Source organism: Sphingomonas sp. RIT328, from assembly GCF_000632225.1.
Taxonomy (GTDB): Bacteria; Pseudomonadota; Alphaproteobacteria; order Sphingomonadales; family Sphingomonadaceae; genus Sphingomonas; species Sphingomonas kyungheensis.
This window is the reverse complement of record NZ_JFYV01000018.1, coordinates 50,946-61,586: the sequence shown is the minus strand read 5'-3', so window position 1 is coordinate 61,586 and position 10,641 is coordinate 50,946. Positions and strand designations below refer to the sequence as shown.

12 protein-coding genes are annotated in these 10,641 nt (G+C 69.8%); 6 read left to right on the top strand and 6 right to left on the bottom strand.

Features of this window, described 5'->3' with window-relative positions; genetic code table 11:
* Positions 1-453: 453 nt before the first annotated feature.
* From BW41_RS09765 to BW41_RS09745, 5 genes are all read right to left on the bottom strand, one after another.
* On the bottom strand, positions 454-1,071 hold the full coding sequence (locus BW41_RS09765) for a hypothetical protein (protein WP_037534001.1): 618 nt from the start codon (positions 1,069-1,071) through the stop codon (positions 454-456).
* Positions 1,071-3,215, bottom strand: a complete 2,145-nt coding sequence (locus BW41_RS09760; protein WP_037533997.1) for a GumC family protein — start codon at positions 3,213-3,215, stop codon at positions 1,071-1,073. The genes BW41_RS09765 and BW41_RS09760 overlap by 1 nt, the downstream gene beginning before the upstream one ends.
* Positions 3,216-3,248: 33 nt before the next feature.
* A complete protein-coding gene (locus tag BW41_RS09755; RefSeq protein WP_161773126.1) occupies positions 3,249-4,547 on the bottom strand; it encodes an outer membrane beta-barrel protein in 1,299 nt (432 codons plus the stop codon).
* A 24-nt stretch (positions 4,548-4,571) separates the two neighbouring features.
* Positions 4,572-5,006 (bottom strand): hypothetical protein, encoded by a 435-nt coding sequence (locus tag BW41_RS09750; protein WP_152542243.1) that lies wholly within the window; start codon positions 5,004-5,006, stop codon positions 4,572-4,574.
* 621 nt (positions 5,007-5,627) lie between these two features.
* Positions 5,628-6,266 carry a polysaccharide biosynthesis/export family protein gene (locus BW41_RS09745; RefSeq protein ID WP_152542241.1) on the bottom strand — a complete coding sequence of 213 codons (639 nt, stop codon included), beginning with the start codon at positions 6,264-6,266 and terminating at the stop codon, positions 5,628-5,630.
* Positions 6,267-6,430: 164 nt separating this feature from the next.
* Between BW41_RS09745 and BW41_RS09740 the strand changes: the two genes are divergently transcribed.
* The 4 genes from BW41_RS09740 to BW41_RS09725 all read left to right on the top strand — a co-directional run bounded on the left by BW41_RS09740 (position 6,431) and on the right by BW41_RS09725 (position 8,739).
* Complete coding sequence (locus BW41_RS09740) at positions 6,431-7,015, top strand: transglutaminase-like cysteine peptidase (RefSeq protein ID WP_051583405.1); 585 nt, start codon at positions 6,431-6,433, stop codon at positions 7,013-7,015.
* Positions 7,016-7,091: 76 nt separating this feature from the next.
* The gene (locus BW41_RS09735) at positions 7,092-7,361 is read left to right on the top strand and encodes a hypothetical protein (RefSeq protein WP_037533991.1); all 270 of its coding nucleotides are present in this window, start codon (positions 7,092-7,094) and stop codon (positions 7,359-7,361) included.
* 146 nt (positions 7,362-7,507) lie between these two features.
* Complete coding sequence (locus BW41_RS09730) at positions 7,508-7,876, top strand: hypothetical protein (RefSeq protein WP_037533988.1); 369 nt, start codon at positions 7,508-7,510, stop codon at positions 7,874-7,876.
* A gap of 101 nt (positions 7,877-7,977) precedes the next feature.
* Complete coding sequence (locus BW41_RS09725; RefSeq protein ID WP_037533987.1) at positions 7,978-8,739, top strand: trypsin-like serine peptidase; 762 nt, start codon at positions 7,978-7,980, stop codon at positions 8,737-8,739.
* A 37-nt stretch (positions 8,740-8,776) separates the two neighbouring features.
* Here the strand turns inward: BW41_RS09725 and BW41_RS09720 are convergent, their stop codons facing one another.
* Complete coding sequence (locus BW41_RS09720) at positions 8,777-9,031, bottom strand: hypothetical protein (RefSeq protein ID WP_037533985.1); 255 nt, start codon at positions 9,029-9,031, stop codon at positions 8,777-8,779.
* A 194-nt stretch (positions 9,032-9,225) separates the two neighbouring features.
* Here BW41_RS09720 and BW41_RS09715 point away from each other — a divergent pair, with 194 nt between their 5' ends.
* Both BW41_RS09715 and map read left to right on the top strand, forming a co-directional pair.
* Entirely contained in the window at positions 9,226-9,426 is a 201-nt protein-coding gene (locus BW41_RS09715; RefSeq protein WP_037533983.1) for a ParD-like family protein, read from the top strand.
* Position 9,427: 1 nt separating this feature from the next.
* Complete coding sequence (map, locus tag BW41_RS09710) at positions 9,428-10,201, top strand: type I methionyl aminopeptidase (protein WP_037533981.1); 774 nt, start codon at positions 9,428-9,430, stop codon at positions 10,199-10,201.
* The last annotated feature ends 440 nt before the right edge of the window (positions 10,202-10,641 follow it).

Below are 10,641 nucleotides of genomic sequence, written 5' to 3'. Positions count from 1 at the left end.
GGGGAGGGGCGTGCGGGGTGCTCGGGCGGTGGCCTGAGGGTTCGGGCGCTTTCTGACAGAGGTCGCAAGGGTTCGCGCAGAGGCGCGGAGGACGCAGAGGGCGCGTACCCAGGCGTGCTCGCGTGATCTCGGCGTTGGAGGGGTTTTCGCGCGAAAACGCTAAGACGCGACGATGTTCCGCCTGCGGCGGCCACGACCCATGCTATCGACCGGCAGGAGTGAAGGGGCCACGCCGCTCCGAAGCGCGCCTTCTTCGCGTCTTCGCGTCGTTGCACGATCATCCGCTTCTTGCCACGCAGACAGCGGAGGGCAGGATCGGGGTCACGCGGAGGCGCGGAGGCGCGGAGATCTGGGTGAGGCCGCGTCGCCGGTCCCTCCGGTCGTTGGAACGCGGGAGCGCTGCCGCGCGGGCTCTCCGCGCCTCGGCGTGCCCCCCTCTGCGTCCCCCGGCCGCTACCGTTTTGGCATGCGCAGCGCGACGCGGACCGCCATCGGCGAGCCGGCCATGATGTCGGCGAGCCGGTCGGCGAAGCGGCCGTCGAGCGTACCGAGCCACGCCGCCTCGGCGACCGCCGCCTCCTGCGTCGCGGGCGGCAGGTCGCGCCAGTAGCGCGCGGCATAGGCGCTGCGCCAGAAGCCCTCGGCGGTGAGGAAGGGCGCCGCGGCATAGCTGGCGACGAAGGCGGCGAGGCTGGTGCGGCTCGGATGCGGTCCGCTGCCGAGCGCGAGCTGGCTGTGCAGCAGCAGCGCGGCCGCGCGCGGTCCGCCGGCGTCGGCGCGCGCCAGCATCGCCTGCGCATGGGCGAGCGCGGCGCGGTCGCTGCCCGCCGGCACCGCGGTCGCCGCCTGGCGCAGCCACAAGGCGGCAAGGCCGGCGGCGGCGCGCGGCGGGACGTCGGCGGGGCGCCAGTCCGCCGCCTCGGCGAGCAGCGCGGCGCGGGTCGCGGCATCATCGTCGCGCGCCGCGGCGACGCGGGCGATGCGCCGTTCAGGACCGATGGCGAGGCCGGCGAGCAGCAGCGTCGCCCCCGCCACCGCGAGCCACGCCAGCCGCTCCGGCGCGCGCGCCACTATTCGTTGTAATAGGAGGAGTAGCGCGCCGAATAATAGAGGCCGCCCATCGCCTCCGACCGGTGATCGACCATCGTCAGCACCGCGCCGAGCACCTCGCCGTGGCTATGTTCGAGCCCCGCGAGCGCCGCGTCGACCGCGGCGATCGGCGTCGCATTCCACTTGATCACCAGCATCACCGCGTCCGCAAGGCCGACCAGCGTGCGTGCATCGGCGATGCCGAGCAGCGGCGGCGTGTCGAGGATGATGAAGTCGTAGCGGCTGCGCGCCGCCTCGAGCATCGCTTCCATCCGGCCACCGCCGAACAGGTCGATCGGGGTGAACAGCGAGCCCTGGACGAGCAGCAGGTCGAGCCCGTCGACCTCGTCGGGGATCACCGCCTGCGCCATCGTGCTGCGGCCTTCGAGCACGTCGGCCAGGCCGGTGTCGACCGAGCGGTTGAGCGCGCGCAGCACGCCGGCGCGGCGCACGTCGCAGTCGATCAGCAGCACGCGGTCGCCGCTCATCGCCATCACCCGCGCGAGCGACAAGGCGCTGGTCGTCTTGCCCTCGCCGGGCAGCGTCGAGGCGAGCGCGATCACCTTGGTCGGCTGCGTCTGGTTGCGCGTCACGACGAAGGCGCGGATCGCGCGATAGGCCTCGGCATAGACGGTCATCGGCTTGGCGACGAGCGTGGTGGCCGGGTTGGTGACGCGATGCGCGCGCAGCTTCCACGGCGTCGGCAGGCGCGGCACCGAGGCGACGAACGACAGGCCGAGCAGCGTCTCGATATCCTCGGGCTTGCGGATCGTCGAGCTCAGCCCCTCGAACAGCAGCACGCCGGCGAGACCGAAGACGAGGCCGATCAGCAGCCCCGCCGCGGCGAAGGCCTTGACCTGCGGGAAGGTCGGCTTGGTCGGGATCGTCGCATTCTCGATGATGTTCGCCTGCGGCGTCGAGACGCGCTGCGCCTGGCTCGACTGCTGCGCCGCCTGGGCGAGGCGGGTATAGGCGGTGCGCTTGGCCTCGGCATCGCGCTCGAGGCTGCCGGCCATCACCGACGCCTGGTCGTCGCGGGCGACGCCGCGCTGCAGCGTGTTGAGCCGGCCGCGCAGGCTGGCGGCGCGTGCCTCGGCGGACAGCGCCTGGCTGCGCAGACCGCCGACGACGCGCTGCGCCTCTTGGCGGATCTGCTGGTCGAGCGATTCGATCTGCTCGGCGACCTGGATCGACAGCGGATAGCGCGGGCCATAGCGCGAGCTCAGCTCGGCACGGCGCTTCTCCGCCTCGGTACGCTGGCGGCGCAGGTCGGCGATGACCCCCGACGACAGCACCGCGGAGATGGCGTCGGTGCCGCCGGTGGCATTCTGCCGTTCGGCGACCGACAATGCCGAGCGCGCCGCGGCGGCCTCGGATTCGGCGGTGGCGAGCTGCATCGACAGCGGCGCGATCTGCTGGTCGGTGATCGTGCCACCCTCGCCGCTCTGGCTGATGCCGCTCTGCGCACGATAGGAGGCGAGGCGCGCGTCGGCGGCCTGCACCTCGGCGCCGAGCTCGCGCAGCCGGTCCTGGATCGATTGCGACTGTTTCGCCGCGGTGCCCATCAGATTGTCGGCGGTGCCGGCGACATAGGTCGCGGCATAGGTATTGGCGATGCGCGCCGCCTTGGCGCCGTCGACCGAGCGGATGCCGATCATGACAAGATAGCTCTTGTCGTCGCGGTTGATCTTGAGATGGTCGAGCACGCCGCTGGTCGCGCGTTCGATCGCGGTATTGGCGGGGCCCTTGCCGGCGAATTCGGGATCGCGGTCGAGCCCCAATTGCGTCACCACCTTGCGCGCGGTGCCGCGCGAGCCGATCACCTGCACCTCGGTATTGACCGCGGTCTGGTCCGCGGGCTGTTCGTTGGTGTTGCCGAAGTCGAGCGGCGAGGCGGCATTGGGGGTGATGCGCACCTTCGCGAAGGCATCATATTTGGGCGTCAGCATCAGCGCCGCGCCGAGCGCGGCGGCGAACACCAGCACGGCGGTGGCGACGACGACGATCCAGCGCCGGCGGATCGCATCGCCGACCGACCGCAGCGTCACTGCACGGCGGCCGACATGACGCGACTGGTCGAAGCGGCTTGCTTCCTCGGTTTCGGCCAACGCGGACATCTTATTCATACGGTCGCTATTTTCCCTTTGGGGACAACAGCGTTACCGCTGCACAACGATTGATAACAGTGCACGCGTCTCGTCGAAAGCCCGTAATCCGACGTTGCCGCGCGCGGTACGATTGTCGCGCCCGACGACGAGGCCGAAGCCGAAGTTGCGATTGAGCAGATAGCGCGCACCGGCGCTGTAGCGCAGGATCTTCGATTTGGCGTCCTGATTGGCGAAATCGTCCTGCTCATAGCCGAGCTGCGCGTTGAGCAACAGGTTGCGCAGCAGCTCGTGATCGACGCGCACCGCCGCGGCGGTGGCGAAATAGCCGCTGCTCGTGCCGAAATAGCTGTCCTGGATGGTGCGGCGGACGTTGAGGCCGACCGTGGTCAGCTGGGTCGGGAAATATTCGACCCGCGCTTCCGCCGACAGGCCGGAGATGTCGGAATAGATCGGGGAATCGTAGCGGCGGCTGACATAGCCGAGGCCGATGCCGCCGCGGACCAGCGCCGACAGATCGAAGCTCGCGCCCCCGATCACGTTGACCTCCTTGGAATCGCGGTTGGGGATGCCGGTGGTCAGCGGATATTTGTAGGTGGTGTCGGTATAGCCGCCCTGCAGGAACAGCGAGGTGTCGGGCGACATCGCATATTCGCCGCGCGCGGTGGTGCGGAACAGCACCTGGTCGCGGCCCTGCTGGCTGATGATCGTGTTCGAGAAGGAGCGCACGTCGGAGAAGTTGAACTGGTCGACGCTGACCGCGACCTGGCCGCGGATGCGCGCGCCGGCGAAGGCGCTGCCGACGCTGGCGGTGGTCTGCTGGAACTGGATCGCCTCGGCGGCATCCTGCGGCGAGGCGGCGGACGAGCGCGGCTCGGTCGAGCGCGCGGTGCGCAGCAATGTGTTGAAGCTCAGCGAGCGGGTCGCGTCGAGCCGGCCGCTCGCATCGACGTTGTAATTGGTCTCGTTGCGCGGCGTCTCGCTCGAGAAGCGGCGCAGCCGCGCGCCGGCGTTGAAGTTGAGCTCGTTGGTCGACCAGTTGCTGTTGGCGGCGATCGACGGCGCGATCAGCGCATAGACGTCGCTCTGCTTGTTGTTGTCGACCTGATAGGCGTTGTCGGTGAAGCCGGCGCCGAGTTCGAGCTTGGGATAGAGCAGGAACGAGCCGGCGCGCACGCCCTGCGCCTGATATTCGGGGCGCTCACGCTGGAGCACACTGGTGTTCTTGCCGCGATCGAAATCGAGCGGCAGGTTGGGCAGCACCAGATTGGCGTCGGTCGACTGCGCCTCCGCGGCGCTCGCCGCGAACGGCAGGGTCAGCATGCCCGCCAGGGCAACAAGGGGCAGCCGCATCGAAATACCTGTCAAAATCATGGATCAGAAATTGGCGTAATTGGAGCCGCCGCCCCCGCCGATGCCGACCACCGGGCCGAGCGCCAGCGTCGCGCCCGGACCGCCGACCGCGGCGGTGCCGTAGCGGTCGCAGCGCGAGGCGCTGGTCAGCACGTCGCGCAGCGCCTGCACGGTCGGCTTGGGCTGGGCGGTGTCGAGCGTCTCGTGCAGCGCGGCGACGACCACCGGGCAGTTCGCCTGGCTCTGGTCGATCGTATAGGCGATCTGCGCCTCGAGCGCCTCGCGCGAGGCGGGCGCGGGCACGCCGGCGATGGTGCGCAGGATGTCGGTATAGAGCGCGATGACATTGGGATCGTCGCGCGACACGACCGGCGACAGGGGCGTCACCGGGATCTGCGCGTCCCCGCCGGCGGCCACCAGCGTCGCTGCCGCCGCCATGCCCAGAATAAGCATCCGCATCCGTGGAACCCCTGTTTTTTCAATCCTGTGTCACATAACGCCGCAAACCACAATCACGCCGCATGGTCCGTTGTGGTTGTGTCCGTTTCCGGGACAGTAACCAACGCCGCTGGTGCCGCATCGGACGCAGGCACGGCCCTTCCCTCGCACCGGCCGCGGGGGAAGGGCATGACCATCCCGGAGCGCGCCCTCCGCGCCTCCGCGTGATCCTGTTGTTTCGCGCAGAGGCGCAGAGAGCGCAGAGGGGCGCGCGCATGCCGCTGCCCGGTCGGATGATACGGCGGGGAACTAGGGATTCACGCGAAGCCGCGAAGATGTGCCGCCTGCCGCGGGCGCGGCCCATGCCAGTCACCGCTGGAAGGAGAGGGCCACACCAGCCCGAGCCGCCGCCTCTTCGCCTCTTCGCGTCTTCGCGTGAAATCATCCAGCCCTCGCGCCATCGGCAGAGGGTGGATCGGGTTCACGCGGAGGCGCGGAGGCGCGGAGAGGGTGCGCCGGCCGCAACGGCAGACCATGCCATCGGCCGGCAGGAGAGGGAGGGCCGCGCCAGCCTGAAGCGTGCCCCCTCTGCGTCCTCCGCGCCTCCGCGCGAACCCGCTCAGGCGCCGCAGCGCGGCGTCGTCAGAACAGGCGTTCCTTGATGCGGATCGTATCGCCGGGGCGGACGCGCAGGTCGGGGGAGAGCGGCACGGTCTCTTCGTCCGCCTCGCCGGCGTGCTTGACCACCACCGACTTCTTGCTGGCGCGATAGGTGAAGCCTTCCGCGGTCGCCACCGCGTTGAGCACCGTCAGACCCGACGAATAGGGATATTCGCCCGGCTTGTTGACCTCGCCGAGGATGTAGAAGGGGCGGAAGGTGAGCACGTCGATGCTGACCCGCGGCTCGCGCAGATAGCCGTCGGCGAGCTTGCGCTGGATCGTCGCGGCGAGCGCGGTGGTGGTGACACCCGCCGCCTCGACGTCGCCGATCAGCGGCAGCGACAATTTGCCGTTGGCGTTGACCAGGAACTCGCCCGACAGCGACGGTTCGTCGAAGATCAGGATGCGCACCTTGTCGGCGACGCCGAGCCGGTAATCGTCGGTCGCGGCCGACACGCCCGCCGGGCCGGCCTGCGCCGAGGCGGTGACGCCGGCGCGTGCGGCCGCGCCCGTCGCGGCAGACGTGGCGGCGGGCGTGCTGCCGGCCGGGGAGGTCTGGCCGGCGAGCGCCGGGCCGCAGCCGGCGAGTGCGATCGCCGCGATCAGCGTCAGGATTTTCATTCGCCGCATATCCCCAGTAACCATTCGATGCATCCGGCCTTCTCCCGGCGCGGACACAATCGGCTAAAGCTAGCGTACGTCATGTTTCTTGTCACCTGCTGGGGTTTAGGACAAAGGCCCGCTACGGGACGGCTTGTTAACCTTTGCTGGCTAGCCTTGCCGCCATGACCGTCCTTGCCCTGCTTCGCCGGCTGCTGCTCGCGCTCGCTCTGGTCTCGCCCGCGCTCGCCGCGGCGCATCCGGTGCTGTCGTTCATCACGCTCGACCAGCCGATCACCGCGCCGCGCGGCTTCACCGCGATGTGCGCGACGCGGCCCGAGCTGTGCAGCACCGCGCCGATGACCGGGTCGGCGACGCTGACCGACGACCTGCGCCTGATCGATACGGTCAACCGCACCGTCAACCGGCGCGTCCGCCAGCAGACCGACGTGCGCACCTATGGCCGCGGCGAACTGTGGACGCCGGCCGGGCGCGGTCGCGACGCGCGCGGCGATTGCGAGGATATCGCGCTCGAGAAGCGGATCGAGCTGATCCAGGCGGGCGTCCCGCCCGAGACCCTGTTCCTCGCGGTCGGCTATGCGCGGCGGATCGGCCTGCACGTCGTGCTGGTCGCGCGCACCGGTTCGGGCGACCTCGTCCTCGACAGCCGCACCGAGGGGCTGCGGCCGTGGCGCGACGTGCCCTATCAGTGGATCGGCGCGCAATCGGGGCAGGACCCGTCGCGCTGGTTCGGCATCGCGCGCAGCTGAGCGGCGCGGAACCAACGCGGCGATCGACCATTACCCTCGGTTCGACCTTACGGGTCCGTAACAAAAGGGGTTAGTGATGAAGAAGACGGTAATGGTGGCTCTGGCAGCCGGTCTGGTCAGCCTGTCGGCCTGCAATTCGAGCCCGCGCGAGCAGGCCGCCGACAATATCGAGTCGAACACCGAAGCGGTCGCCGACAATCTCGAAGATGCCGCCGACGCGACCGGCAATGCCGCTGCCGCGGACCGGCTCGAGAACACGGCGGACGCGGTGCGCGCGACCGGCCAGAACCAGGCCGAAGACATGCGCACCAACGACCCCGACACCAATCTGTCGAACGGCATGTGATCGAGACCGATCGGAGCGGCTGTCGTCCTCCGATCGTCCGACCGGACGGGAACCCTCGCCGCGGCACGGCGTTTGCCGCACGGTAGCGGCATGACCGTTATGACCGTTATGACCGTTATGACCGTGTCGCCGGCGGGGAGATGGTAATGCTGACCAAAGCATTGAGCGTCGTAGCGTTGGGCATGATGCTGGTAGCGGCCAAGGACGATCCGCTCGCCGGTCGCGTCGCCGGCCCGGCAAGCCAGTGCCTGTCGGGCTTCGATACCAATGCCCGCGCCGAGATCGTCGACGCGCGCACGATCGTCTATTCACGCACCGACCGACGCAATTGGGTGGTCCATCCGCAGGGCGTCTGCCAGGGCCTACGGCCTGGCCGCACCCTGGTCGTGGAGCAGCGCGGCGCGCAGCTGTGCAAGGGTGATCGCTTCCGCACCGTCCAGTCGACTTCGTCGGTGCCGTCGGCCTATTGCACCTTCGACAGCTTCGTCCCCTACGACCGGAGCATCGCGCGCTGATCCGCTGCGGCTCGTCCGTCGGGCGGCCGGTTCTGATCGCGATCGCAGCGGCAGCCGGGCTGTCCGCCGCGGCTGGCGCCAATATATTCGATGCGGACGGCGTGGACCCGCGCGCGTACGTCGCGGCCGGTGCGGCAGAGGCACGACGGCTGGCACCGATCGGCGCGATCGAATCCGATTTCGTGCTGCGCGCCAAGCGCGGCTTCGGCGTGCCGCCGGGGGCGGGTACCGCCTTCCTGGTCTCGCCATGCTATGCACTGACCAATTACCACGTCGTGTTCGGCAACCATCCGCTCAATCTCGACCCGATGGCGGATTACGACGTCAGCGTCCGCTTCGCGCTCGCCGCGGCCGACGCACCGCTGCGCGTGGCGGGCCGGGTGCGTCACGCCGGCGGCCTCGGCGGCGCTCTGCCCGATCTCGCCCTGGTCCGGCTCGACGATTGCCCGGGGCGGCGGCTCGGCTGGTACGAACTTGCCGCGCCACGCGCCGATCCGCGCGGTCCGGTCGATCTGGCGGGTTATGCGCGCGACCGCGGCATGCGCCAGCTCAGCCGCCAGCGCGCGTGCCGGATCGTTGCGGCAGCCGGGACAGCGACAGCGGGGGCGGGCTGGCTGTTGCACGATTGCGCCAGCCGCGAGGGCACCTCAGGCGCGCCGCTGCTCGATCCGGCTGCACCCGGCGCGCCGCTGGTCGTCGCGATCAACGCCGGCGAACTCGCGCCGGTCCGTGACATCCTGCCCGGCTTTACCGCGGCACACGCCAATATCGCGATCCCCTCCGCCGCGCTCGGCGCGCTCCCCGCGATGCTGGCGGCAATCCGCCGCGACCGCGCCGGCCAGGCGAATCCGCTGGCGCGGTGAGGGCCGCCCGGCGCGTTCGGCGCCGGGCGGGTGAGGATCAGTTGCTGTCCGAATCCTCATGGTCGCTGATCAGCACCGCGGCGCCGATCGCGATGCCGGCGACGATGATCGCGGCCGAGATCGGGCCGATACCGGCACCGGCGAGCTTGCTCGACTTGCCGGTCGGCGCGGCGGCGCGATGCGCCGACGACAGCGACAGCGCGCTCGCGGGATTCGCGGTGGCGGCGCTGGCCGCGACGGGACTGGCCGCGAGGGCGAGCGTCGATGCGCCGAGCAGGACGGATTTCAACATATGGAGTCTCCCAGTGTCGGCGAACGGTCGCCACCGGTCCCAACGCATCACGACGCGTTATGCTACATCGCTTCGCCGCGCCGCAGCATGATTGCGCCGCACGCCCGACAGCCGCAACGCGGCCGCATGCCTCGCCGATTGACCCGAACATATGATCCATATACGGTCCGTATGGTCAAGGCAGGGAAGCGGATATGGGAATCGTCAAGATCGACGACGGGCTGCACGAGGAAGCCCGCAAGGCGAGCGCGGTCATGTGCCGGTCGATCAACGCCCAGGCCGAATTCTGGATGAAGATCGGCATGCTCGCCGAGGCGCATCCGACGCTGTCGTTCAACGCAATCGTCGCGGCGCAGCGGGCCGCCGGCCACGCCCCCGTCGCCGCGGCCGCCTGACATGGTCAAGACGGCGGACGAACTCGCGTTGATGCGCGTTTCGGGCCGGCTGCTCGCGTCGGTGTTCGAGATGCTCGACCGCCGGGCCCTTGCCGGCATGTCGACCCTCCAGATCAACGATCTGGTCGAGCGGTTCATCACCGACGACCTTGCCGCGCGCCCGGCGAGCAAGGGCCAATATGGCTTCCGCTTCGTGCTCAACTGTTCGATCAATCACGTCGTCTGTCACGGCGTGCCGAGCGCCGACGAGATCGTCCGCGACGGCGACATCATCAACCTCGACATCACGCTCGAGAAGAACGGCTTCATCGCGGATTCGAGCAAGACCTATCTGGTCGGCGAGCCGAGCCCCGCCGCGCGGCGGCTGGTGCGGGTCGCGCGCGAGGCGATGTGGAAGGGCATCGGCCGGGTGCGGCCGGGCGCGCATCTCGGCGACATCGGCGCCGCGATCGAGCGCCATGCCAGGACGCACGGCTATTCGGTGGTACGCGACTTCTGCGGCCACGGCATCGGCCGCGACATGCACGAGGAGCCGCAGGTCCTCCACTTCGGCCGGCCGGGCACGGGCATGCGGCTGCGCGAGGGCATGGTGTTCACGATCGAACCGATGATCAACCAGGGCAGCCGCACGGTTGCGACCGAGGACGACGGCTGGACGGTGGTGACCAGTGACGGCAAGCTTTCGGCGCAGTTCGAACATACCGTCGCGGTGACCCACGACGGCGTCGAGGTGCTGACGCTGCGCCACGACGAACGGCGCGCGGGCGCGGCCTAGCGGGGGCTTGCTGGCTGGCTTCGCTGCCGAGGGTGCGCGCAGAGGCGCAGAGGCGCAGAGGACGCAGAGGGTGGCGTTCGGGCGCGGGCGTGGCCCTGTCATTCAGACGAGAGCGGAGGTTCACGCGAAGACGCGAACAGGGTGCGCGCGCCGTCGCACCTGCTGGCGTCCTCCGGACGATGGCGGGCAGGACGCATTCACCATCTCTGCGCCTCTGCGTCCTCCGCGCCTCTGCGCGAACTCCTCTTCGCGTCTTCGCGCCTTCGCGTGAATCCCCTTCGATCGGAGCAGCCGAAGAGGTTCACGCGGAGGCGCGGAGGGGGCGGCGGTCCGGGCTGGCGTGGTCCGGTCCTTCCCGGCCGGGAGGAGAGGGCCGCTGCCGCGGCAGGCGGACCAGCCTCCGCGCCTCCGCCTGACCCAAGATCCCGCACCCGCACCGT